The following is a 25,117-nucleotide window of genomic DNA, read 5'->3' on the forward strand; positions in this document are numbered from 1 at the left end:
CCACCACGCCGCGCCGCTGGTCCGGGTGCGGTTCGCCGACGGCGAGCACGACGTGGTGCTGGACCCGGTGCTGGGCGCCGGCCCGCTGCTGGTCTCCGACTGGGCCCGGGTGCTGTTCGGCCGCAACCGCAGCGTCGAGGTGTTCCAGGCCCGCCCCGAGGCGATGGCCGAGCACATCCGCAACAACGCGACCAGCCTGCGCCGGGGCCTCGACCTGGAGAGGTCGCTCCTGCTCAAGCGGCCGGCCTTCGCGAACGACCCGGCCGCGCTGCAGCAGGGCTGGCCGGACCTGGCCACCCTGTCCCGGCAGCTGATCCGGCACTCGGTGGCGACCGAGGCCGGCAACACCTACCGCAACCGGATGCTCTGGCAGCAGATCCAGACCCAGGTGCGGGCCACCGGTCTGGACCTCGATCTGCTCAGCCACCTGGTGCGCACCCTGGTCGACGGGCGCAGCGCCCGGCCGCTGTTCGCCGACGGCGACACCGCTGCCGAGGAGCGGCTGACCAGCTTGATCAGCCGGGTCGCCGCGCTGCACACCTTCCGGGGTGGCCAGGCCGAATCCGGGGTCGCCGTCGTCGACATCACCGACGCCACCCGGGGCAACTACGACCCGGAGCGGACCGTGCTGATGCGCGACGTCGTGGTCCCGGAGCGGCTGGGCCAGCTGGATGTGCGCCCGGCCGGCAGCGAGGTGTCAGCCCCGGAGCTGGTGGACCGGCGCAGCGGGCCGGTGGTGGCCTTCGTCGACCCGCAGCACGCCGTCCAGGACCGTGAGCTGGCGACCGTGTTGCGGGTGCCGGAAGACTTCGTGGGCATCCTCGTCCCGGCCTCGAACGGGCTGCCCTATGCGGGTTCTCAGCTCCTGACCCCGTCCGCTCTGGCCGACCGGCTCCAGGCGGTGATGCCTTCTTCGGAGGGTCGCCCGCCAGCCCCGCTGTTCGTCCCGGTGGCCCTGCAGCACACCTACTTCCAGGAACTGGCCGACCGCTTCGGGGTGACCGTGCGCGGCTTCGCGGTGCCGGTGGCGCAGGCTCCGGACGTGCCCGTGGTGGAGGCGTTCGTCGAGCCGCAGACCGGTGAGAGCGCGGCCTTCGTGTTCGCCCCGGCCTACGGTGGTAACCAGCGCCCGGTGCTGGCCCTGCCGATGTCGGACTTCGCTCCGGGCGAGCCCCGCCAGCCCGCGGAGCTGGTTCACCACGGAGACCGGGCCCGGACCCTCGAGCCCGGTGGCCGCTGGGTGCATCAGGCCGGTCCGGAGTCGGTGGCGTTCTCGCCCGAGGTGCGGGTGAGCTCGGTGACCTTCCCGCGCGGCGGCATCACCGACGCTCCGCTGACCGGCTACCGGCACCAGGACGAGGCGGCTCCGTCCTACACCGAACAGCCGCCCAGCTACCGGGATTCGGAGGCCGACGAGGCCCCGGCCGCGCGCGAGGTGGAGAGCGACGCCGAGTCGCTCTACGGTGAGAGCCCCGACCAGGCTGACCTGAGCGGCCCGGTCGAGCTGGCCGAGGTCGGCCGGACGTTCGAGATGACCGGGCGGGTGCCGCTCCCGATCGACCGCACGATCACCCTGGACGAGGTGCTGGCGGTGGTGCGGGGCGAGCGGCCGGCCACCGCCCGGTTCCGCCCGGCCCTGCTGCGGATCGCCGAAGGGCAGTGGCTGCGCAACGGCGTGCTGCCGGAGCCGGAGCTGCGCGAGCGCTCGAACACGTACCTGGCCAACACCCTGGGCTACGAGCTGTACTGGGGCGAGCCCAGCCAGGCCTGGCTCGAGGGTGCTCAGCGGGCCCTGAACGGCAACCGCGACCTGCGGATCGACGCCGCCCGGGTGTCCGCGGCGCTGAACTCGGCCGGCGACCTGAACGGTCAGACCCGGCGCACCCTGGAGGCCGTCCGGCAGGCGCTCGGCCAGTTCCACGGGCTGCACCAGGACCGCGAGCGGGCCGAGGGCATCGCCCTGCTGCGCCAGCTCAGCCGGTTGCGGCTGGGGCTGGCCCGGCAGGGTGACCCCAACGCCCTGGTACCGGTGCTCGCCTACCTCCAGCAGCGGCCGGAGTACAACCTGCTGAACGACCTTCAGGTGCTCACCCGGCTGAGTGGTCAGCAGACCCCGTTCACGGCCAACGAGCTGCGGCACACGGTGGCGACCGGCCTGCGGCTGCTGGCCACCGAGACCCGCAGCGCCGAGGACCTGCTGCCGGACGTGCTGGCCCAGGTGGCCTTCCAGGCCCAGGAACACCGGGTGAGCCGGCCCTTCCGCTACGACGTGCAGGTCGGCCGGGACGCCGCCGGGGCCGAACTGCTCGTCGCCCGGCCGCGGATCGACCTGGTCGCATCGCCCGGCGTGACCCCTGAGCAGCTGCAGGCCGTCGCCGAGCAGGCGCGGGCGGCGGTGACCGTCGACGGGGCCGGCGGGATGCGGGTGGAGCCGCAGATCACCGTGCGCTCCGGGGTTTCCGAAGGCCTGGCCCGGTTCGACCTGATGGTGGTGCTCCAGCCCGAGACCCCGGCCGAACTCTCACCGGAACTGCGCGAGGAGATGCGGTACGCCGACTCCAGCCGGCAGGCACTGGTCGAGCAGGTCCAGCTGGACTCCGATCCGGACCGGACCGCGGCGCAGGTAAGCGCCCTGGTCCGGCTCAGCCTGGGTCTGCCGGCCCGGTCGGCCGACCCCGGACTGGACAACCAGATCCTGCTCGGACGAGTGGCCGAGGCCCGCCAGGAGAGCCCGTACCACTGGCTTTACGGGTACGACCTGGACGAGGCCCGGGAGAACACCATCAGCGACCTGCGTGACCTGCTGGTCGAGGCCGGGCACGGGAACATCCAGGTGCCCCGGCCGGACGCCGACCCCGCCTCGCACGCCCTGCTGCGGGTGCTCAGCCGCCCGTCGCTGACCGAGGCGGTGCGGGAGTACCAGTCGGCGCTCGGCACCGGCGCCCGGTACGCCCGGCTGGACGCGGCCGACGGCCTGGACCGCAATGCCCTGACCGTGGCTGTGATCCCGCAGATCTACGGTGGCGAAGACGGCGGCCCGGGTCACATGCCGGGCCTGCGGCTGGTGCTCGGGCATCCCGGTGAGCAGTTCGACCTCACGGTGGCGCTGCAGGAGATCGACCGTCAGTTCGAGAACGCCGGGATCGAGGACACCAGCCTCGGGGACGGCTGGTACGACAACACCGAGAACGACAACGACTGGAACGACAACGGTTCCGAGGACGGTTCGGAGAACGGCTCCTACAACGCCGACCACGGCCTGGCCGCGACCCAGAACCCGACCCGGCACTACGCCGAGGTCACCTGGCACGAGGCGATGCCCGAGCAGGGGCCCTTCCCCTCGGCCGTCGACCGGCACGCCGACGCCCTGGCCCGGCTCCGGGCCCAGGTGGACACCCTGCTCGAGCGGCTGAGCAGCCAGGAGCGGGCCGGCCTGACCGAGCTGACCGATCCCGACCTGGCCGCCCTGGCCCTGGCCAGCGACCGGCGCGGGGTCACCATGGCTGGCTTCGCCCAGCGGGTGCTGGATCTGGCCCGTACCACCGGGGTGCCGCGGCCCGCGCCGACGCCGCCGCGTTCGATCGACTCGGACCAGGCCGAGCTCTACGGAGACAACACCGATTCGGAGGACGGGGAGCCGGTCGCGCCGGAGGCCGACGAGGGCGGCGGTTACCTCGGTATCGCCCGGGACCAGCGGATGGAGTGGTTGCGGCTGTGGAACTGGACGGACGACCCGCACAGCTCCATGGACAACCCGATCATGCGGGACGAGTGGCTCACCGACCTGGCCGCCGAGCTGGACGCGATGGCTCTGGGCATCACGCCGGAAGAGACCGTGGCCGAGTCGTCGTCCGCACCGGCGGAACGAGCCCGGGTACAGACCTCGCAGCGGGTGCTGGACGCGGTCGACCTGATCGAGCTGTCCGGCGAGGTGCGCCAGCACCTGTCCGACCTGGCCGAGGTCGGTTATCCGGGCGCGGCCGGGGTGGCTCAGCCCAGCCTGCAGCAGCTGTACACGATGATCCGGGAACGGGACTGGACTCCCGGTCTGGGGCTGCGCGAGTACTTGCACGACCTGCCGCAGTGGCTGGCCGTGACCCACGTGGACAACAGCCGGGGCGACGGTGATCCGGGCCGCACGGGTGACCCGGAAGGCCCGGACGACTCCGGCGATCCGGCCGACGGCGGGGTGGACCTGCCCGCCGAAACTCCCGATCCAGTTGCCGCGACCGACCCCGTTGGCCAGCCCGAAGCGTCCCAAGTCACCGGACCTTTCAGCTTCGAGCACCGCCGGTCCACGCAGATCACCGGCCGGGTGGCGGTGCGCAACCAGGCACAGGTCACCGACGCCCAGATCGAGAACGTGCTGCGCGGACGGGAACCGGCCACCACCTGGACCCGGCCGGTGCTGCTGGACATGCTCCAGGGCAACGCGTTGCGGGACAACACTTTGGCCACCGGGCTCGACCAGCTCACCGACACCGAACTGGCCGCCCGGCTGACCGAGGTGCTGGTGGATCCGGTCTCCGGAGAGCTGAATCCGCAGTGGCGGTCGCTGGCGCACGCGGCCCAGACCGAGAACGTGGGCAGGCAGCTGGCCACCGAGCGGTTCCAGGAGCTCTTGGCCGCGGGCTCCGGGCCTCTGCGGCCCGGAGAGCAGGCCCTGCTCCAGGCCATCGTCCGGGCGATGGAGCACCGGCAGCAGGACCTGCTCGGCCAGGCTCAGGCGGCCGACCGGGAGGCCGCCGATGGTCTGGGCGAGGCGCTGAGCCCGCTGACCCGACCGGGCACCGGGGAATCGTCCCGAGCCTTGGCCCTCTTCGTCGCCGCCGGTCACCTGGAAGACCGGATGGCCGAACGGGATCAGCTGCAGAGCCTTTACCGGACGGACGATCTCGAGCTTTCGGACGACGAACTACGGACGATGCTCCGGACCGCGCTGGAACGTCCGGACACGCTGGAGTCGGTCCTGGATCAGGTCCGGGCCGACCTCGCCGGCGCCGACCGCACCGTCGAATACCGCACCGTCGCCGAGATCGGCCGGGCCGCCGACGGAGGCCCCGCCTACCGGATCCGCCCGCAGATCGAGATCCTGGCCGGCTTCGGGTTCGGCCCGGACGAGCGGGCCGACCTCACCGCCCGGCTCGAGCAGGCGGCCGCCCGGCTCGGCGGTTCTCACCTGCGGGTGATCCCGGAGATCTCGCTGTTCAACGGTCTTCAGGAGAACCGGCCCAGTCTGCGCCTGGTGGTGCTGACCCAGGAGAACGACCTGGACGGTTTCTCGGCGGCCGAGCTGGGCGCGGGTGGAGCCGGGCAGACCGTGCCGATCCGGCTGGACGCCGATCCGGCCGAACTGGTGCGGGTGCTGCGGACCGCGGTCGGGCTGTCCGGGCCGCAAGGGTCTTCCGACGCCGCGGCCCTCGCCCGCGACGCTGAGAATGCCTCGCTGGAGACGATGTTCGAGTGGGTGGACCAGTTCGACCTCGAAGCGCTGAACGCCCAGGTTCTGGATGCGGTCCGCGAGCGGCTGGAGCAGGCCGGGATCGAAGGGATCGGCCTGCCGGACTCGCGCTCGAGATCCGGTCATCCGTTATTGGCGAACCTGAGTCGTACCGCGTTGGCCGAGAGTCTGCTCGAGATAGTGGAAACCGGCTCCGGCGCGATCCGGCTGGCTCGGCTGGACCCGGCCGACGGGCTCGCCGGCGAGGGCGTGACAGTCGGGATGCGTACTCTGGGGCATCCGGTCGACGGCCTCGGAATCACCGTCGCGATCGGACGGCCGGACGAGCATGCCAGTGGTGAAGCCATTTCCGGCGTTCGGGACGGTGCTACTGACCTGCCGGGGCTTGGGGAGCCGGTCTGGGTGCCGCTGCCCGAGGCGCAGGCGTCCGAGCTAATGGCAGACGTTGTTGAGCCTCGCGCGGCCGCGTTGCGGAGGTTGCGGGGTGAGTTGGGTGCGGTGCTGGACCGGCGCGGGGTGGCTGAGGAGGACCGCCCGCAGTTCAGCGACCGGGAGTTGACGGTTGCGGCGCTGACGGTGGCCGAACCGGGCTCCAGCATGGCCGGTCTCGCCGAGCGGGTGCTCGATCACCATCAGCCGATGACCCCCGAACCCGCAGTAGAGGCGGAATCCGTTGCGCCGGCATCCGGGACCGATCCGGCCGATCGGGGTCGCTGGCTGAACCGCTGGAACTGGGAGAGGGACTTCGCCGCGCTGGACAACCCGATGATGAGGGACGCCTGGCTCGCCGAGAACTCCCAGGAGAGCGAAGGGTCCGGTTCGGAGGCCGAGGCTGGGTCTTCAACCGCGCCGACCCCGGAGCAGATCCGGCGGCGGACGGCCGAGCGGGTGCTGGCGGCGGTAGACCTGGAGCGGTTGACCGACGAGGTGCATCAGGAGCTGGGCGAACTCGAGCAGATCGGTTTCGCCGGCGCAGATCCGGTGCCGCTGCCGAGCGTGGCGCGGGTCGCCGAGCTGATCCGTAACCGATACTGGCCCAACGATCTTCCGCTGTCGGTGGCTCTGTCCGATCTGCCGCAGTACCTGGCCCAGGCGCAGATCCAGAGCCGGCCGGAGGCCGGGCCCGCCGCCGACCCGGAAGCTGCGGGTGTAGACCTGCCTGCGGAAACACCCGACCGGATCGACCTTTCCGCTACCGGTCCGGTCCGGACGGTTGAGGTGAGCGGCTGGGTCGCCCTGCCGTTCCAGCGGGCGGTGAACGACGACTGGCTGCAGCGGGTCCTGGACGGTCAGGCCCCGGTGACCACCCAGCTGCGCCCGATCCTGACCCGGATGCTCGAAGGCCTGGCGATGCGCGAGGGCACCCTGCCGCCCACCGACCTGCGCGAGTTCACCGACACCGCACTGCGCGACGAGCTGGCCGCCCGGCTGGCCGGCAGCGACCTGAGCTGGAGCGAGCTCGCCGCCTCGGCCCGGCGGGACAACGCCGATGTCCGGATCAGTCCCGCCGCCGTTCGTGAGTACCTGGCCGAGGACGCCCCCGAGCCCAGTCACGCCCAGGAGGAGACGCTCCGGCAGCTGCTTCAGCAGGTCATGCGCTCGCAGGAGCTGCTCCAGGTGCGGGAGCGGCACGAGAGCCAGACCCTGCAGGCGAACATCGACACGCTCTGGCAGCAGTTGCTCCAGCGCCGGCTGCAGGACCCTTCCCTGACTCCGGAGACGGCGGCGCAGATCGAGCGCTGGATGCTGGTTCCGGACCTGCTGGGCACGGCCCGCGATCGGGAAGCGGCCGACGACCTGGCCCACCTCCAGGCGCTGACCCGGCTGGACCTGCGCGAGATCGACGAGCTGGACGCGGAGTACCTACGGATATTCGTCGAGACCGGGGTGAACCTGCTGGACCGGGAGATCGAGGCGGCCCGGCAGACCCGGGGCGGGTTCGTCGGCCCCCGGCCCGACCCGCTGGCGACGCTGCTCGACCAGACCGTGTTCCGGACCCGGGAACGGCAGGTCACCGCCCCGTTCCGGTTCGAGGCGCAGGTCGCCGCGGACGGCGGCCAGGTGTTGCGCCCCAGCATCGAACTGCGGGCCGGGGCCGGGGTGAGCCGCAGCCGGATCGACGGGCTCGCCGAGCGCCTGCAGGAGGCGCTGACGGGCTTCGGCTCGGCCTCGGTACGGGTCGAGCCGGTGATCTACGGCGGTTCCGGTCCGCAGCCCGAGGGCCCGGCCGGTCTGACCCTGAACGTGCTGCCGGGCCCGAACAGCGTCTGGGCAGTGGACGATCAGGTGGCCCCGGACCCGGACGAGCCGGACTCGCTGCTGCTGCAGGCCGCCCAGGACTCGACAGTCCAGGAACTGGCGGCGCTGGTGCGCCCCGCGCTCGGTCTGCCTCCGTCGGGCACCCCGGACCCGCGTTCTGATGCCGAGATCCTGGCCGACCGGACCCGGGAAGCCCTGGAGGACAGCGATTCGCGCTGGCTGCGGGAGTTCGACCTGGAACGGCTGCGGGAGCAGGCCGTCCAGCGGATCGGCCGGATGCTGCGCGATCACGGGTATCAGGACCTGCAGCTGCCGGCTCCGGATGCCGACCCCTCGTCGCACCCGCTGCTGGCCGCCCTCAGCCCGGCCGAGCTGGCCCGCAGCATCGACGACCACCAGAACCAGCAGGGCACCGGGACTCTGGTGGTGCGACTGGACGCACCCTCGGGCCGGGACCAGGATGCCGTCCACGCGCTGCTGCGGATAGAGGCCGACCAGCGGCAGGGACTGGGGGACATGCCGGCGCTGAGCGTCACGATCGGGCGCCAGGGCGACCTGACCCTGGTCCAGGCCGCGGTCGACGGCCTGGTCCCGATCGCCGAGGCCCGGAAGATCTTCTTCCCCGGCAACAGCCGGATCGAGCTCGAGCACTTCGAGCAGGACTACGACCTGGACGACGACCATCCGTCGGTGCTGAACGAGATCGAGCAGCTCGAGGCCACGGTGCGGCTGCGCGGGCTGCTCAACGACCTGATCCGGCAGCCCGGGCACGACCGTCGGGCCTGGAGCGGGATCAGCGAGGGCGGGCTGCTGATGCTGGCCCGGACCGTGAACAGCCCGGCCCGGACCCTGCCGGAGTTCGCCCGGCAGGTGCTGGAGCAGTTCGACGCCCTGACCGCACCGCAGCCCCTGCCCCTCGCCCCTGCGCCACTGCCGCAGGAAATGCGGGGCGGCACCCTGGGGATCCCCGCGGACCAACGGATGGGGTGGCTGGACCGCTGGGACTGGGAAAGGGATTTCGCCTACATCGACAACCCGATCATGCGTGACGACTGGCTCGTCCAGAGTTCTGAGTCGGACGACACGGAGTTCGACGATGCCGGAGCTGTTCCGGTGGCCGGGCCGTCGCAGACCTTGTCACCGGAACAGGCTCGCCGCCGGATCGCCGAGCGCCTGCTGGCGGCCGGTGACCTGGACGACCTGACCGACCAGGTACACCAGGAGATCGAGGCGCTCGTGAGCATCGGCCACGACGGGACCGGCGGGCTGACCCGGCCGGTGCAACTGCCTGCTGCAGAACACATCGAGGCGATGATCCGGGCCGGGCAGTGGCGGGCGGAGGTGCCTCTGCCGGGGTACCTTCTGGATCTGCCGGGATACCTGGCCCAGGTGTACCTGGCCGGATTACGGCGCAGCGAGGACGGAACGAACTGAGATGGGCGAGATGACGGTCGAACCAGGCGCGGTACCAGGCTCCGGCCGGGCACCCGGGGAATGGCACCAGCTGCTGATGCGGCTGGCCGGGCTGCTGCCCGACGACGTGATCGCCGACGCCCGGACCTGGCTGGCCGAGGGCACGATCGATGAGATGGCCGCGCTGCTGGCGTTCACCGCGCTGGGCACCCGGACCCCGGTGTGGGAGCTGGACGCTCTGGTGATCCTGGACGAGCTGGCCCGGGCCGGGCACGAGCTCGAGCCGCTGGCCGACCTGGTGGTCAGCGAGGGGGCCGAGAACGACGACGGCCGGTGGGCGTTCGCGCCGGTACGGGTGGCGGACGCCGAAGCGGCGGCGGCCGCGCCCCTCGTCCTCAATCTTGGTTCTTCGGCCGAGGAGCACGAGGACCAGCTGGATCAGGCCGCGGTCCGCTCGATCTCCACCGAACCGGACGTGATCGCGTTGTTGCGGGCCTGGCGGGCGCCGGCCGACGCCCGGGCCCGGCTGGACCCGGACTCGGCCGAGCCGCGACGGGTCTACCTGGTCACCGTCCAGGCTCCCGGTGGCGGCGAATACGCCTTGGCCGCAAGGATTCAGGACGACCTGATCGATGCGGGGGAGGAGAGCCCGCAGGTGGAGGTCTGGGTCGAGGACAGTGCGCTGCCCGGCTACCAGAATGCGGCCTGGCTGCGTTCGGCCCTGCTCTGGGCCCGGGAACCGCTCACCCCGATCCGGGTGGCCCGCTCGTTCGACAGCGTCGATCCGCAGACCGGCCCGGCCTTTGACGCCGGCCACCCCAGGATCGAGGACCCGGCCGAGATCGAGCGTCTGCTGGACTATCTCGCCGGTGCCCCGCCGGTGCTGGCCACCGACACCACGATGCCTGACGTCATGCTGCCGGACGCCGGGTACGAGGTGTCGATGACGCTGCGCACCGACGGCGTCTGGGTCTGGTCCGACACCGTGCCGTACTACCTCGAGGAGTACGGCCTCAGTCCGGACCCGGAACTGCTGGAGCACCTGGCCGACGTGGAAGAGTCCTATCCCCGGGTGTCATCGGTTGCGCTGCACCGGGTCTGGTGCTTCATGCTGGGGTCGCAGTAGCTCAGGCGCAAGGGTCCAGCTGAGGCAGGCTGGGGGTACGGGCCTCGGGGATCAGGCCCGCCGTACTGGCCCAGGCCCGGTCGTAGCTGCCGTTGCGCGCAGTCTGGCTGAGGGTCTCGGCGATGAAGGTGCAGAACTCCCGGTCACCCTTGACGATCCCGATGCCGTAGGGCTCCTCGGTGAACGGGTCGCCGACGATCTTGAACTCGCCGTCGGAGGCGCTGATCAGGCCCAGCAGGATGGCGTTGTCGGTGGTGACCGCCTGCACCTCGCCCTCGCTCAGGGCCTGGGCGCAGTCGGCGTAGCCGTCCTTGGTGACCAGCTGGCCGGGCCGGATCAGATAGCGCTCGATCGCCGCGGCCGGGGTGGAACCGGTGGTGCTGCAGACCTTCAGCGACGGGTCGTTGTGCAGGTCGTCGGGGCCGGTGATGTCGGCGTCCGCGCTGCGCACCATGATCTGCTGCCCGGCGATGTAGTAGGGCCCGGCGAACCCCACCCGGTCCTGGCGCGCCTCGTTCATCGTGTAAGTGGCGATCACCAGGTCGGCCCGGCCCTGCTCGAGCAGCTCCTCCCGGTTGGACGAGGTGGCCCGGGCCCAGGTGATGTCCTGCGGCCCCAGCCCCAGACCGCCCGCGATCAGCTTGCCGATCTCCACGTCGAAGCCCTCCGGCGGCCCGGCCTCGCTCGCCGCCCCGAAGCCCGGCTGGTCGTACTTCACCGCGATGGTGATCTTCCCCGCCCCGGACAGGTCGGCCATCGTGGTGCCGGGGGCGAAACTGGGCTCCGAGGCAGCCTTCGGCTGGCCCTGGCAGGCGGCCAGGGCCAGCACCGTGACGGCGAGCAGGATCCCCGCGCGCAGCGGGGCCGGTCGGCGGGGGATCCTCATGTTCTCAATTTTCTCAAGCTCCTGTGCAGGTCAGAGGTGAGTGGTGCGGTAGTAGTCGGTGGCCGCCGGGTGCAGGTCCATCTCTCCGGTGAGGATCGCGGTGCGCCGGTCGGTGGCCACCGCGGCCGGTACCTGCTCGGTCATCTCGTCCTGCCGGCTGAAGATGGTCTCCAGCACCAGGTTCACCATCGCCGGGTCCGCGTCGGCCCGGCTGACCAGAATGTTCGGCGAGGCCACGGTGGTGATCTGCTCGGTGCTGCCGTAGACCCCGTCCGGCACCGCAGCCGGCCGGTAGCCCGGGCCGTACTCCTGGCGCAGCTGCTCGGCCAGCGGCCCGAGCGAGAGCAGCCGCAGCGGCTCGTCCTCGTTGGCGGACTCGATCGTGCGGGTGGGCAGGCCGCCCGACCAGAACACCGCGTCCACCGAGCCGGCGTTCAGCGCCTCGATCCCGGCGTCCAGGCCCAGCCGCTTGGACTCGACCTCGACGCCGGCGGTCTGCAGCACCCGGCAGGCCATCAGCGCCGAGCCGGAACCGGTCTGGCCCACCGCCACCGGCCGGCCGGCCAGATCGGCCACCGACTCGATCGGCGCCGTCCCGCGCACCAGGACCTGCAGGAAGTCCTCGTAGATCCGGCTGACCGCGCGCAACGGCACCCGGTTCTCGTCGATCGCCCCGGCCGAGACCTGCTCGGCGCACGAGTCCGGGGTCGGCGACAGGGTGTCCGCGGTCGCGATCGCCAGGTCGGCGGTGCCGATGGTGAGCCGGCGCAGGTTCGACACGCTGCCCGAGGAGTCGACCACGCCCAGGCTGGCCCCCGAACCCTGCCGGGCGATCTCGGTGGCCAGGCTGTCGCCCCAGGCGTGGTGTTCCTCGCCGAACGGGCCGGCGCTGATCACGAAGTGCCCCTGGGCCGGGCCGGCGGTCTGCGCCGCCCCGGCGTCCGAGGCCGTGCCGAAGCAGCCGGCCAGGGTCAGGAACACCCCCGCGGACAGCAGCGATCCCCGGCCCACCCTTTGTCGCACGCTCGCACGGTGGCCGAACAGGATTGCCGGAATGCTCCGGCTATTTTTCGTCTGGGTTAAATGGCGCACGCAGGCCACCACGGTTGGACGTCAGCGCGGTCACCGAGAGCAGTTCGTCGATCTGCGCCTGGCTGAGCAGCCCGCGCTCCAGCACCAGGTCCACCACCCCGCGTCCCGAGGCCAGTGCCTCCTGGGCCACCGAGCTGGCGTTCTCGTAGCCCAGGGCCGGGCTCAGCGCGGTGACCAGGCCGATCGAGTTCCAGACCCGCTCGTGCAGCAGCTCCCGGTTGGCGGTGATCCCGCTGACGCACTTGTCCGCCAGCGTCACCGCGGCCGCGCCCAGGTGGTCCAGCGAGGCGAACAGCGAGTGCGCGATGATCGGCTCGAACGCGTTCAGCTGCAGCTGGCCGCCCTCGGCGGCCAGGGTGATGGTGACGTCGTTGCCGATCACCTCGAACGCCACCTGGTTCACCACCTCGGGGATCACCGGGTTCACCTTGCCCGGCATGATGCTCGAGCCGGCCTGCCGGGCGGGCAGGTTGATCTCGTTCAGCCCGGCCCGCGGCCCGGAGGACAGCAGCCGCAGGTCGTTGGCGGTCTTCGAGAGCTTCACGGCGACCCGCTTCAGCACCCCGGACAGCTGCACGAACACGCCGACGTCGGAGGTCGCCTCGATCAGGTCGGTGGCCGAGACCAGGGTGGCGATCCCGGTGATCGTGGCCAGCTCGGCCACCACCCGCTCGCGGTACTGCGGGTGCGCGTTCAGCCCGGTGCCGATCGCGGTGCCGCCCAGGTTCAGCTCGTGCAGCAGCAGCCGGGCCTCCTCCAGCCGGGTCTGGTCCTCGCTCAGGGTGATCGCGAAGGCGGCGAACTCCTGGCCCAGCGTCATCGGCACCGCGTCCTGCAGCTGGGTGCGGCCCATCTTGATCACATCGGCGAACTCGGTGGCCTTGGCCGCCAGGGCCAGGCGCAGCACCTCGAGGTTGTCGATCAGCTCGACGATGTGCGCGTCCAGGGCGATCTTGATCGCCGTGGGGTACACGTCGTTCGTGCTCTGCCCGCGGTTGACGTCGTTCAGCGGATGCAGGTACTGGTACTCGCCCTTGGCGTGCCCGAGCAGCTCCAGCGCCCGGTTGGTGACCACCTCGTTGGCGTTCATGTTGGTCGAGGTGCCGGCCCCGCCCTGGATCACGTCGAGGACGAACTGCTCGTGCAGCTTGCCCGCGCGGATCTCCTCGCAGGCCGCCACCACGGCGTCGGCCTGAGGGGCGGGCAGCAGGCCGAGATCGCGGTTGGCCACCGCCGCGGCCTGCTTCACCGCGGCCAGGGCGCGCACGAAGTGCGGGTAGATCGACACCGGGATGCCGCTGATCGCGAAGTTCTGCACCGCGCGCTGGGTGTGGATGCCGTAGTAGGCGTCGGCCGGGACGTCGAGGTCGCCGAGCAGGTCGTGTTCGGTCCGGGTAGCGGGATGGTGCTGATTCATCGTTGAACTGGTTCCGTTCTCGCCCGAACTGGTAGGGCAGGTCGTTCCGGTCAGGTCGGGACCAGTGGATCTGGCCCGATCGAAGGTGTTCTGTGCCGGTTCGGCCGACGTTCATCGTGCCCGTCGTCGGCGGTCGCGGCAATGCCCACCCTCACAGGCACCACGGCCGGGCGCGGGCGCAGGGTTCGCCCGCCGTCGGCGAGCGGAGTGCGGCTGAGGGCAGATCCGTTGCCGCAACGGGTGAACCCTGCGGCCCTTGTGTCCGTGAGCAGGGTGGACAACGGCCGTGTGCGCGGCCGCAGACAGTTCTTGGACCGGAGGTGGCGGTGGCCCAGCAGGAGGCGGACGTGTCGGCATGGGCGCCGCCCCAGCCGGACGCGACGTTCGGTGACGACGGCGCCGTGGACCCGCACGAGGCGGGTCTGGAGGTCTGGCACACGCTGCTGCTGCGGCTGGCCGGGGCACTGCCCGACGACCTGCTCACCCAGGCCCGTTCCTGGCTGGCCGAGGGCGGCCGGGTGGACGTGGCCCAGGCCGTAGGATTCGCCGCCGCCACCGCCCGGGTGCCGGTGCTGGCCCAGGACGCCGCGCTGATGGCGGCCGAGCTGCGGGCCGCCGGGGACGACGCCGAGATGGTCGACAGCCTGGACCGGATCGACGAGACGGTGATCCTGCCGGTGCCCTGGGCCTTCAGCGCGATCGACCCGCGCCGCGAGGACCTGACCGAGCACCACGGCCCGCTCGACCTGACCACGCTCGGCCCGGAGCACCCGGCGCTCGACGAGATGGACGCGGCGCTCCGGCAGGCGATCGAAACCGGCCCGGAGCTGGTCGCGGTCTGGCGGGCCTGGCGCACCCCGGCCGACGGTGCGCCCTGGCCGGCCCCGCGCCGGGTGTACGTGGTCCAGGCCGGGCACGAGGCCACCGGTGAGGACCTGGTCGACATCACCTCCTGGCTCCAGGAGATCCTGCTGGACGCGGGGGAGGACGCTCCGCAGGTCGAGGTCTGCGGGCCCGGCATCCCGGTGCCCGGCTACCAGAGCAGCGCCTGCGCCCACGGCGCGCTGGTCTGGGCCGACGAGCCGGCCGAGCCGGTCCGGATGGCCCGGGTCTTCGACCTGGTCGACCCGCAGGAGGGGCCGCTCTTCGACGAGGACCACCCGCTGATCGACGACCTCGGCGAGCTCACCCGGCTGCTGCGCTACCTCGGCAACGGTCTGCCGGTGCTCACCACCTCGGCGACCATGGCCGACTTCCTGGACCCCGAGCGTCCCGAAGTGGTGCCCCTGACCTTCCGCACCGACGGACGCTGGGTCTGGACCGACACGATCAGCTACTACCTGGAGCACTACGGCCTGGCTCCCGAGCCCGAGCTGCTGGACTACCTGCGCCGGACCCAGGACGAGGGTCCCGAGGTCTCGGACGTCGCCCTGCACCGCGTGCTCAGCTTCCTGCAGCACCCGGACGAGGACGAACCCGTCTGGAGCGTGCCGCAGGTGAGTGCCTGATGACGTCGCGCCCGTTGAGCACGCAGCCCCTGCGCCGGGCCCGCCGCCGCTCGCGCACCTGGCTGCTGAGCCACCCGGGCCGGGCGCTGCTGCGGGGTAGTGCGGAACTTCAGTTCGATGCTTTTGGACGTCCGCACGTCCAGTTGGGCGCGAACGGCTGGCACCTCACCCCGTCGGCCCAGATCGTCCGCTCCGGCCCGGCGGTGCGGGCCGCGATGCGCCAGACCCCGCCCGACGTGGCGACGGAACGTCTGCTGAGCGTGGGGTTCCCGACCCGGGCGGGCTGGTTCCTGGCGCCGCTGCCGGTGCCCGAGGAAGAACTGCCGGCCGCCCCCGAGTCCCACTTCGTGGTCCACATCGCGCTGGGCCGTAACGGTTTCGAGGTCGACGGCCGGACGGTGCCGATCCGCACCCTGGCCCAGGCCGTCCGCTGCCGGCCGGACTGGGCCCGCCGCCCGGTGGTGCTGGCCATCGTCGCGGGTGGTCCGAGCCCGGTGCTGTCCCGGGCGATGGCTGCGCTGGCCGCGGCGCTGGGCGTGACGGTGGTCAGCAGCTCCGGCCCGATCCTGCTGGGTCCCCGGATCATGCTCGCCGAGGCCGGATTCGTGGCGCGCTCGCCCGGCAGCGTGGAACTGGTGGGGCTGGGGCCGGTCCTGCCCACCTGGCGGCGTCCGCGGGTGCCGGTCAGCGCGAACCGCGATTCGGTGCCCTCCGCCCCGGCGTACACCTACCCGTCGCCGACCGTGAGCGCTGACGCTTTCCGCTTCAGCATGCCCGACCTGCAGGTGCCGAGCCTGGGGACGCTGCCCAGCGCGCCTGCCCCTTCGGCTGATTTCGGGGCCGCGCCGTCTACCACGTTGGACGAGGGGTCCGAGCAGACCTGGTTCCGCGACGACATCGCGGCCCTTCACGATGCGGGATCTGGCTCCACGGCCCGGGCGGCCGAGGCGGCCCATCTCGCTGAGGTCGAGCGTCTGGCCGAGGCTGAGCGCCTTGCTGATGCCGAGCGTTTGGCTGAGGTTGAGCGGCTGGCTGAGGCCGAACGTCTTGTTGAGGTCGAGCGTCGTGCTGAGGCTGAGCGTGCGGTGGAGGCCGAGCGTCTCGCCGAGGCCGAACGTCTCGTTGAGATGGAGCGTCGCGCCGAAGCTGAGCGGTTGGCCGAAGCTGAGCGTGCTGCAGAGGCTGCGCGGGTGGCGGAGGCTGAGCGTGCTGCGGAAGCTGCGCGCCAGGCCGAGCTCGAGCGACTGGAGGCTGAGCGCCGGGCCGAGGCCGAGCGTCTTGCCGAAGCTGAACGCCTCGCCGAGATCGAGCGTGCCGCCGAGATCGAGCGTGCCGCTGAGGCCGAACGTGTGGCCGAGGCCGAAAGCCAGGCCGAAGCAGCCCGGATCGCCGCAGCCGAGGAAGCCCGCCTTGAGGCTGAGCGGGTGGCCGAAGCCGAGCGCCAGGCCGAGCTCGAACGGGCTGCGCAGGCCCAGCGCCAGGCCGAAGCCGAGCGTCTGGCCGAGATCGAGCGCGTTCTGGAAGCCAAGCGAGCCGCAAAGGCCGAACGTCTCGCCGAAGCCAAGCGAGTTGCCCAAGAGGCCCGCCGAGCCGAGATCGAGCGCATCGCCGAGGCTGAGCGAGCGGCCGCCGCCGAACGCCAGGCGGAGTTCGAGCAGGCCGAGGCCGAGCGCCAGGCCGAGGCCGAAAGGCAGGCCGAGGCAGCCCGGATCGCTGAGGCCGAGCGGGTGGCCGAAGAAGCCCGCCGAGCCGAAGCCGAACTTGAGCGAAAGGCGCAGGCGCAGCGCCAGGCCGAGATCGAGCGAGCCGCAGAAGCTGCCCGTATTGCCGAGGCCGAGCAGGAGGCCGAGGAAGCTCGCCGGGCCGAGACCGAACGCACCGCCGAGGCGGAGCGGATCGCTGCGGCCGAGCGTCAGGCGGAGTTCGAGCGGGCCGAGGCAGTTCGGATCGCTGAGGCTGAGAAGGCTGCGGAGGCTGAGCGGATCGCGGAAGCTGCGCGGTTGGCGGAAGCCGAGCGTCTGGCTGAGGCCGAGCGGGTAGCGGAGGCTGAGCGTCTGGCTGCAGCGGAGCAGGCTGCGGAAGCTGAGCGTCTGGCTGAGGCCGAGCGTCTGGCTGAGGCCGAGCGTCTGGCTGAGGTTGAGCGGTTGGCGGAAGCTGAGCGTGTTGCTGAGGCTGAGCGGATCGCGGAAGCCGAGCGTGTTGCGGAAGCTGAGCGGGTTGCGGAAGCCGAGCGTCTGGCTGAGGTCGAGCGGGTAGCCGAGGCTGAGCGTCAGGCTGAGGCCGAGCGGGCTGAGGCGGTTCGGATCGCTGAGGCTGAGAAGGCTGCGGAGGCCGAGCGGGCTGCGGAGGCTGAGCGTCTGGCGGAGGCTGAGCGGATCGCGGAAGCCGAGCGTGTTGCGGAAGCTGAGCGGGTTGCGGAAGCCGAGCGTCTGGCTGAGGTCGAGCGGGTAGCCGAGGCTGAGCGTCAGGCTGAGGCCGAGCGGGCTGAGGCGGTTCGGATCGCTGAGGCTGAGAAGGCTGCGGAGGCCGAGCGCGCTGCTGAGGCTGAGCGTCTGGCTGAGGCTGAGCGTCTGGCTGAGGCTGAGGCTGAGCGGATCGCGGAAGCAGAGCGTCAGGCTGAGATCGAGCGCCTGGAGGCTGAGCGCCGGGCTGAGGCCGAGCGTCTTGCCGAAGCTGAACGCCTCGCCGAGATCGAGCGCGCCGCCGAGGCCGCGCGCCTTGCCGAGGCTGAGCGGCTTGAGGCTGAGCGGCTTGAGGCTGAACGGCTTGAGGCGGAGCGTCTGGCCGAGGCCGAGAGGCAGGCGGAAGCGGCCCGGATCGCCGAGGCCGAGAAAGCCCGCCTCGAAGCCGAACGCCTTGGCGAGGCCGAGCGCGCCGCCACCACCGCCCCGAACGCCGAAACCCCTCAGGCCGCGGACGACGAAAAGTCTGACGAGGCCGAAGGATCAGAGGGTCCGTCCAAGCCTTTGGACTGGCGTGAGGCGGTCCGGCTGTCACGCGCTCGCCGGGATCAGCGGGTCAAGCGGAATCGGGCTCCCGCGGTTTCCCATGACTCTGAGCAGGCGGCCGCCGAGCAGCCGGCAGCCGTGGCCCCAGAACTCACGGCTACCCAGCCGCCGCCGACTCGTCCGGTAGCGCTCGAAAAGGTCAACGGCGCAGACGGCTTGGCCGAGAATCCGAAGAGCTCAGGTGTGAATCCCGAGCCGACCGACGTGCCGAAGTCGGAGCCAAAGCCAAAGCCGGAGCCGGAGAACGCCGAAAGCGCAACGCGGGCCGAAGCGTCTCTCATCGGAATCGGCTCGGTGCCACCGCTGCTGGACGCGGTTCCCGAGATCGCTCTTCCGAAGGACATCGGCACGCAACCAGTTGCCGAACCCAAGCCTGAACCGAAGACCGAGCCCAAGATCGAACCGATCATCGAGACGGTGCTCGAACCGCTGTGCGCAGTCCTGGAGATCCTGGCCGATCTCGAGGTTGCGCCGGTCGTCGTTTCCGGCGGGGTTCCGGCCGAGGACACCGGCGATCTCGGTGACGTAACCGCGGCCGCCGAATCCGAAACCGAGCAGAAAGCAACGGAAGAACAGGCCGCAACGGAAGAACCGGCCCAGGAGGGCCAGAGCTCGCCGGAGAAGGCCGAGACCCGGCTGAAGAAGATGGAACTGCCGCGAGCGTCCTGGATTCAGGTCTCGGGCGAGGCTACCCGGGAAGACCGCGAGTCCGTCCGTTCGCTGCTGGGCTGGCGTTACGAGGCGCATTCCCGCGCGGTCACCGGCGTTCTCGCGTTGCAGCCGGGCCTTCGGGCGGCCGCAGGCCGGGGCGATCTGATGGTCGGGCTGGTCGCGGTGCGGGCGCATCTGGCCGGGGTCGGGTCCGTGGTCGATGCGGTGCTGCGCGGCGAAGAGATCAACAGTGACGGCGGTTTCGCGGAGATCGATCCGGCCGGAGCGGCGTTGCTGGCGAAGTGTGCGCGCTCTGGACTGAGCCGGCTGCCCGCGGTGGTCGGGCCGGTGTTCCGCGCGGGCAGCCCGGACACGACTCAGATCAAGCAGTACCGCTCGGGGGTTCGTCTGGTCGAGCCGGCCTTCACCGAGGCCCGGCTGGTCCCGACCGCACCGTCCGAAAGCACTGTCGAGTACGCCATCTGGGCCAGCAGCGCCCGCCGTACCGAGCGGGTGAGCAGCCCGGGCGACGACGGCGCCGGCCGGGTGCTGTTCTCGCCGGGAACTCAGTTCGTGGTTCTGGACGTTGTGCAGCCGAGTAACGGAGACCAGCTTCGGGTTCTGTTGCGGGAACTGCCGGCCGGCGCGACCGAGCGGGTGGACGATCCGGCCGACCAGCGGGCCGCCGAGCGTCTGCACGAGACGATCAAGACCGTGCCCGCAGCCGCTGCGCAGCGTCATGTCCCGGAACAGTGGCGCTACCCCCTGGGGATGCGTTCCGACGGAACCCTTTACGCGACCAGCCCGCAACTCGAAGGAGCCCGTTGATGACCGTCACGGTTCTGTCCGTCTCGGCCACCGACTCCGACTGCGTCACCGGGATCGGCCGGGCCCTGGCCACGGCGGCGCCCGGCTCGACCGTGGCGGTGCGGCCCGGTACCTACCGGGAGTCGCTGACCTTCCGCCAGGACGTCACCGTGGTCGCCGAGGAGGGCCCGGGCTCGGTCATCGTCGAGATCCCTTCCGGGCAGGGCATCCTGGTGACGCACGGCAAGGTCGAGCTGACCGGGCTGACCATCCGCGGCGGTCACCGGGACCTGCCCACCGTGCAGCTCACCGGCGGCCAGGTCCGGCTCACCGAGTGCACGGTCGAGGCCGAGGGAGTGGCCGGGCTGCACGTGCGCGACGGCCGGATCCGGATGCACGGCGGCTCGATCCGCAACCCGGGCGGGGCCGCGGTGGTGTTCGAGGGCGGCGTCGGCGAGTTCACCGGCGTGAAGCTGGAAGACCTCAGCAACGGCGGCCTGCTGCTGGCCGGGGAGGCCGCGCCGACGTTCAGCAAGTGCACGATCAGCAAGGTCAAGGGCAACGCGGTGGTGGCCGGTGGGGCCAGCGCCGCGGTGCTGCAGGACTGCACGGTGTCGGACGTGGACGGCGTGGGCGTGGTGGTCCAGCAGGAAAGCCGGATCCGGCTGGAGCGCGCCACCGTGAAAGACGTGAAGGTCGGCCTGTACGTGGGTGGGCACGCCGAGCCGGTGATCGAGGCGAGCACCTTCAGCCAGGCCCAGGCGCACGGGGTGGTGCTGCGCGAATCGGCTGCGCCGCAGCTGAGCAACTGCACGATCGCCGAGTCCACCGGCCACGCGCTGCACACCTCCGACGCGGCCAAAGGCCATTTCCACGAATGCACTTTCGCGGTTGCCGGGGCCGCGGCCCTGGCCATCACCGGTGAGTCGGCGCCCACCTTCGCCGGTGGATCGGTGAGCCAGGCGCAGGGTGTGGGCGTTCTGCTGCTGAACCAGAGCACCCCCACGTTCGAGGGCACCAAGCTCGAGAAGGTGGATGTCGGTGTCTCGGTCGAGGACGAGTCCCAGCCGATGCTGCGGGGTCTGAGCGTCGAGGGCGGCAACTACGGCATCCACGTCTCCGGCGGAAGCGCGACGGTGGAGGACGCGACGCTGGAAGGTGCTGCCCGGGCGGGCATCCGGGTGGCCGGGGAGAGCACCCTGATGCTCGGCAACACCCAGATCCGCAACAACCGCACCGGTATCGACCTGACCACGGGTTCCCGCTCGACCATCACGGCCACCGACATCGCCGCCTCCGAGCGCACCGGCGTCCAGATCGGAGACGGCGCGGTGGCCGAGTTCACCGGCTGCCGGGTGCGCGACTCCGGGGGCTCCGGAATGATCTGGGCGGCCGGCAGCAAGGGCGTTCTGGCCGACTCCGAAATGGTTTCCAACGCCCGCGACGGGGTGGAGGTGCACACCAACCACCCGGTCGCGATCCGCGGCTGCACGGTGCGCGGCAACGGGGGAGAAGGCGTCAGTACCGCCAACCCGGGCATCATCCTGGACAGTTCGGACCTGGACGTGGGGCACAACGGGGTCAAGCCGTCTCCCACGAAGTCGCCGGTCTTCGGCGAGCCGACCAAGGACACGGCCGGTCCCGGCCAGGGCAAGACCGGCCCGGGCCGGGAGAAGCCCAGCCTGGACGCCTACGCCAAGGCCCCGGAGAAGGACAAGCCCAAGGAGACCAAGGAGGAGGCCGACCCGATCAAGGCGCTGCTGGCCGAGCTGAACGCCCTGGTCGGCCTGGACGCGGTCAAGCGTGAGGTGGGCACCCTGGTCGGCCTGCACCAGGTGGCCAAACGCCGCTCCTCGGCCGGTCTTCAGGCCCCGCCGATGTCGCGGCACCTGGTCTTCGCCGGCCCGCCCGGTACCGGTAAGACCACGGTTTCCCGGCTCTACGGCAAGATCCTGGCCGCGCTCGGTGTGCTCAAGACCGGGCAGATGGTCGAGGTGGCCCGGGCCGACCTGGTGGCCGAGCACATCGGTGGCACCGCGGTGAAGACCACCAAAAAGGTGGAGGAGGCGCTCGGCGGGGTGCTGTTCATCGACGAGGCCTACACCCTGGCCCCGCCGGACGGCAGCAGCCAGGACTTCGGCCGCGAGGCGATCGACACCCTGGTCAAGCTGATGGAGGACCACCGCGACGAGCTGGTGGTGATCGTCGCCGGGTACGCCCCCAACATGCGGGCCTTCATGGCCCAGAACCCGGGCCTGGACTCGCGGTTCACCAAGACCGTGGAGTTCGAGAGCTACAACAGCGACGAACTGGTGACGATCGTCGAGCGTTTGTGCCGTAAGAACCACTACGCGCTGGAGTACGAGACCCAGGAGGCGCTGCGCCGGGTCTTCGAGAAGATGCCCCGGACCGAGACTTTCGGTAACGCCCGGGCGGCCCGGCTGGTCTTCGAGGAGATGCTGGGCCGGCAGGCCTACCGGCTGGCGGCCAACCCGGACGTGGCCGAGATCGAGCTCGCCCGGCTGCTTCCCGAGGACCTGAAGGACACGCCGGACGCCTCGGCCGGGGGTGCGGGCTCCACCACGGTGGTGGTGGACAACCTGATGCGCAGGCTCGAGGGGATGATCGGCCTTTCCGAGGTCAAGCGCGAGGTGGCCGACGTGGTCGACCTGATCGCCTCGGCCAAGGCCCGGGTGGAGGCCGGGCTGCCGGCTCCGTCGATGTCGCGGCACCTGGTCTTCGCCGGCCCGCCCGGTACCGGTAAGACCACGGTGGCCCGGCTCTACGGGCAGTTGCTGAACGCGATGGGGGTGCTGGACACCGGCCAGATGGTCGAGGTGGCCCGGGCCGACCTGGTCGGGCAGTATGTCGGGCACACCGCGCAGAAGACGCTGGAGGTGTTCAACCGGGCCCGCGGCGGGGTGCTGTTCATCGACGAGGCGTACACCCTGGCCCCGCCCGGCGCGGGCAACGACTTCGGCCGCGAGGCGATCGACACCCTGGTCAAGCTGATGGAGGACCACCGCGACGAGATCGTGGTGATCGTGGCCGGTTACACCGGGGACATGAAGCAGTTCCTGGACGCGAACGTGGGTCTGGCCTCGCGGTTCAGCCACCAGATCAACTTCGCCTCCTACACCCCGGACGAGCTGGTGGCGATCTTCCAGGCGCTGGCCACCTCGGGCGGTTACGAGGCCACCAACGAGACCCTGCACGTGCTGCGCCGGCACTTCGCCGGGGTGGACCGCGGGGACACGTTCGGCAACGGCCGTTACGCCCGGCAGGTGCTCGACAAGGCGATCACCCGGCAGGCCAGCCGGCTGCGCACCATCCCGAGCCCGTCGGTGCAGGACATGCAGTTGCTGACCCAGGCCGACATCGTGGCCGCGCTGGACCGGCGCTGAGCAGACGATGACGAAACTGAAGACGTGGTTGCGCCGGGCCGGGGGCCCGGCCCTGGTTCCGGTGGTCGGCTTGTTGCTGTGCCTCGGCCTGATCCCGTTCGCGGCCGGGGCCCAGGCCACCGCGCCGTCCCCGGCCCCCGTCCCGGTGGCGGCGGCGCCCGAGCCTGCGCAGACGCTGGAGCCGACGGCGGCACCTAGCAAGTGCGTGGACGACGGCAGCAGCGGCAAGCGCGTGATGGCCGTGTATGTGCACGGGGACGAGCAGCAGAGCCGGTTCACCGCCTACGAGAAACGTTTCCGGCAGTGGCTGAAGCGGATCGACACCGCCTTCATCTACTCGGCCAAGATCAACGGCGGCGGCTGGCGCAAGGTGCGCTGGGTGCTGGACGAGAAGTGCCGGCAGGTGATCCACGACGTGTCGGTCCCGCAGGCGTCGATGGAGAGCCCGGACGACATCGCCGCGACCCTGCGGACGATGGGCTACGACCGCCCCGACCGCAAGTACATCGTCTGGTACGACCAGCCGGCCTGCGGGGTGGGCTTCGGTCTGGGCGGCAACGACGTGCCGGACTGGTACAACCTGTACGACTACGGCCCGCACTTCGCCGCGATCGGGACCGACTGCTGGGGCTGGGCCCCCACCCTGCACGAACTGCTGCACACCCTGGGCGGGGTGAACTCCAGCGCCCCGCACGGTACCGAGAACGGGCACTGCTGGGACGACGCGGACGTGCTCTGCTACGACGACGAGTCGCTGCCCGAGGGCGGTCTGCGCAAGATCTGCAAGGTGCCGGCCAAGGCCAAGGACACCTCGCTCGAGGTGAACCTGATCGACTGCAACGGCGACGACTACTTCAACACCGATCCGCCTCCGGGCAGTTACCTGGACACCCACTGGAACGTGGCCGACAGCCAGTTCCTGTACTCCGAGCCGCTGTCCAAGTCAGGCTGAGCGGCGCCGCGGCTCGGCCCGAGGGTAGGAAGCGATCAGCGCCGCCCCGAGCGCGGCCCCGTACTGGGTCCCGGGCGGGATGATGACGCTGCGCCCCAGGTCCTCGGCCACCATCGTGGCCACCAGGGGGACTCGGGCGGTGCCGCCGACCAGCAGCACCGTGCCCAGGTCGCCCGGCTGCAGCCCGGCCGCTTCGATCACCCGGCGCAGCGTAGGCAGCCCGGCCTCCAGGTTGGGCCGGATCCACTGCTCCAACTGGGCCCGGCTCAGCGGGACCGGCCTGCCCAGCTCGGTCTCGATCCGTACCTCGGTGCTCTCGGACAGCTCCTCCTTGGCCCGCCGGCAGGCTTCGCGGACCCGCCGCAGCACCGCCGCGTCCTCCGGGCGCCGGGCGTCCAGCATCGAGAGTGCGCCGTCGGTGTCGGTGTCCAGATGCCGGACGATCGCCTCGTCCAGATCCACCCCGCCGAACCACTCCAGCGACTCCGGCACCCCGATCACGCCGACCGTGGGTGGCCCGGTCGGCCGCCTGCGGAAGGTCCGGACCACCGTGGCGTCGAAGGTGCTGCCGCCGACGTCGTACACCGCGATCGGCGCCGGCCCGGCCGGGGGACGGGTGCTGAGGTAGTGCGCCGCGACTGCCTCGCCCTCGGTGAGGAGCGTCACCTCGCTGCGCGGGATACCGGCGTGCCGGGCCACCTCGGCCAGCTGCTCGCGCCGGTAGGGACCCCAGGCCGCCGGGAAGGTCACCACCACCCGCCCGGGCGGGCCGCCCTGCTGGGCGGTGACCCGCTCCAGGACCGTGGAAACCAGCGTGGCCAGGAGCTCTCCGGCCGTGCAGGAGCGCGGGCCGACAGCGATCGGGGTGGAGTCGCCCAGCCGCCGGCGGAAGACGTGGGCCGGTACCTGCGCCCGCCCGGCCGCCTCGGCCGCGGGATCGCCCACGGTCAGCGAGCCGTCCGGATGCATCCCGACCAGTGACGCGAGCAGCGGGGCATTCGTTCCGAGCCGTACCATCTGCAGGGTTCCGGCCCGGCCGACGGCAGCGGCGGTGAACGCCGTACCGACGTCGATGCCCAAGCCGTACCTCAAATATTGCCCCTCTGCCTCAGAACCCGCCAACAGCGCGATTT

Annotated in this window: 10 protein-coding genes (1 of these 10 only partly in view); 6 read left to right on the forward strand and 4 right to left on the reverse strand. The window is 71.4% G+C overall.

Annotated elements, in window-relative coordinates; all coding sequences use genetic code 11:
• Together LR394_RS05330 and LR394_RS05335 are read left to right on the forward strand one after the other, a co-directional pair.
• Positions 1-9,154: the 3' end of a WXG100-like domain-containing protein gene (locus LR394_RS05330; protein WP_231439234.1), read on the forward strand. It extends 62,813 nt beyond the left edge of the window; only the last 9,154 of its 71,967 coding nucleotides appear in the window; its start codon lies off the left edge, out of view; its stop codon occupies positions 9,152-9,154.
• 10 nt (positions 9,155-9,164) lie between these two features.
• On the forward strand, positions 9,165-10,259 hold the full coding sequence (locus LR394_RS05335) for a hypothetical protein (protein ID WP_231439235.1): 1,095 nt from the start codon (positions 9,165-9,167) through the stop codon (positions 10,257-10,259).
• 1 nt (position 10,260) lies between these two features.
• Here the strand turns inward: LR394_RS05335 and LR394_RS05340 are convergent, their stop codons facing one another.
• Genes LR394_RS05340 through LR394_RS05350 form a run of 3 tightly spaced genes read right to left on the reverse strand, consistent with a single transcriptional unit; the run spans position 10,261 to position 13,654 of the window.
• Entirely contained in the window at positions 10,261-11,145 is an 885-nt protein-coding gene (locus tag LR394_RS05340) for a glutamate ABC transporter substrate-binding protein (protein ID WP_231439236.1), read from the reverse strand.
• Positions 11,146-11,175: 30 nt separating this feature from the next.
• The gene (locus LR394_RS05345; RefSeq protein ID WP_231439237.1) at positions 11,176-12,168 is read right to left on the reverse strand and encodes a TAXI family TRAP transporter solute-binding subunit; all 993 of its coding nucleotides are present in this window, start codon (positions 12,166-12,168) and stop codon (positions 11,176-11,178) included.
• Between the two features lie 40 nt (positions 12,169-12,208).
• Positions 12,209-13,654 (reverse strand): aspartate ammonia-lyase, encoded by a 1,446-nt coding sequence (locus LR394_RS05350; protein ID WP_231439238.1) that lies wholly within the window; start codon positions 13,652-13,654, stop codon positions 12,209-12,211.
• Between the two features lie 326 nt (positions 13,655-13,980).
• On the opposite strand from LR394_RS05350, the gene LR394_RS05355 reads away from it, so the two are divergent.
• From LR394_RS05355 to LR394_RS05370, 4 genes are read left to right on the forward strand one after another with little or no spacing between them, the layout of a single operon-like run.
• Positions 13,981-15,162, forward strand: coding sequence for a hypothetical protein (locus LR394_RS05355; protein ID WP_231439239.1), 1,182 nt, complete (start codon positions 13,981-13,983; stop codon positions 15,160-15,162).
• Positions 15,162-19,649 (forward strand): hypothetical protein, encoded by a 4,488-nt coding sequence (locus LR394_RS05360; protein ID WP_231439240.1) that lies wholly within the window; start codon positions 15,162-15,164, stop codon positions 19,647-19,649. The genes LR394_RS05355 and LR394_RS05360 overlap by 1 nt, the downstream gene beginning before the upstream one ends.
• A complete protein-coding gene (locus LR394_RS05365; protein WP_231439241.1) occupies positions 19,649-23,032 on the forward strand; it encodes a right-handed parallel beta-helix repeat-containing protein in 3,384 nt (1,127 codons plus the stop codon). The genes LR394_RS05360 and LR394_RS05365 overlap by 1 nt, the downstream gene beginning before the upstream one ends.
• Positions 23,033-23,039: 7 nt before the next feature.
• Positions 23,040-23,984: a hypothetical protein gene (locus LR394_RS05370; protein ID WP_231439242.1), complete on the forward strand. Its 945-nt coding sequence runs from the start codon at positions 23,040-23,042 to the stop codon at positions 23,982-23,984.
• On the opposite strand, the gene LR394_RS05375 is transcribed toward LR394_RS05370, so the two are convergent.
• Positions 23,976-25,064 (reverse strand): Hsp70 family protein, encoded by a 1,089-nt coding sequence (locus tag LR394_RS05375; protein WP_231439243.1) that lies wholly within the window; start codon positions 25,062-25,064, stop codon positions 23,976-23,978. The two genes, LR394_RS05370 and LR394_RS05375, sit on opposite strands and share 9 nt — an antisense overlap.
• Between the last annotated feature and the right edge of the window lie 53 nt (positions 25,065-25,117).

Source organism: Kineosporia babensis, assembly GCF_021129305.1.
GTDB classification, from domain to species: Bacteria; Actinomycetota; Actinomycetes; order Actinomycetales; family Kineosporiaceae; genus Kineosporia; species Kineosporia babensis.

Coding starts and splice junctions, on each gene's coding strand:
- LR394_RS05335 (WP_231439235.1), top strand. CDS start 9,165: ATGACGGTCGAACCAGGCGCGGTACCAGGCTCCGGCCGGGCACCCGGG.
- LR394_RS05340 (WP_231439236.1), bottom strand. CDS start 11,145: ATGAGGATCCCCCGCCGACCGGCCCCGCTGCGCGCGGGGATCCTGCTC.
- LR394_RS05350 (WP_231439238.1), bottom strand. CDS start 13,654: ATGAATCAGCACCATCCCGCTACCCGGACCGAACACGACCTGCTCGGC.
- LR394_RS05360 (WP_231439240.1), top strand. CDS start 15,162: ATGACGTCGCGCCCGTTGAGCACGCAGCCCCTGCGCCGGGCCCGCCGC.
- LR394_RS05365 (WP_231439241.1), top strand. CDS start 19,649: ATGACCGTCACGGTTCTGTCCGTCTCGGCCACCGACTCCGACTGCGTC.
- LR394_RS05370 (WP_231439242.1), top strand. CDS start 23,040: ATGACGAAACTGAAGACGTGGTTGCGCCGGGCCGGGGGCCCGGCCCTG.